1 protein-coding gene is annotated in these 356 nt (G+C 50.0%); it reads left to right on the top strand.

Annotated features, from left to right (window positions below; genetic code table 11):
* Positions 1–356 (top strand): hypothetical protein (locus H6B10_RS15720; protein ID WP_204652391.1); only part of this gene is annotated, 356 nt, incomplete at both ends.

Here is a 356-nt window from a genome sequence, read left to right as displayed (position 1 = left end):
CCAACAATCAATTTCCCGAAACCGAAGACAGTCAGGTTATTTTGTTGGACCGCGATTGCCAAAATCGCCGGGTGGTAGCCACAATACCGAACAGTTGTTTCTTGTCCATGATGGGCGGCGATTCTTTTTCCTCCCCTTACACCGATGAACAATCCCTGTACTGCTTCGGCTATACCAATGCCTCCAATGGTGAAAGTGCTCTATTCCGCATCGAGCTGGAAAATGGCACCGTCACCAATCTATTGGAAAACGCACCAGCTCAGGGAGTGCAATTTCTGGGCGTCGTGGATAATTTGTTCGTTTTCTCTCAGTCCGATGTAACCTATCCGGAGCCCACCGGTGACCTGACCGCTGAT

Origin of the sequence: Gemmiger formicilis (genome assembly GCF_016901605.1) — a bacterium.
In the GTDB taxonomy this organism is placed as follows: domain Bacteria; phylum Bacillota; class Clostridia; order Oscillospirales; family Ruminococcaceae; genus Gemmiger; species Gemmiger formicilis_B.
The sequence above is the reverse complement of the archived record's forward strand: the minus strand, read 5'-3'. Positions and strand labels throughout refer to the sequence as shown.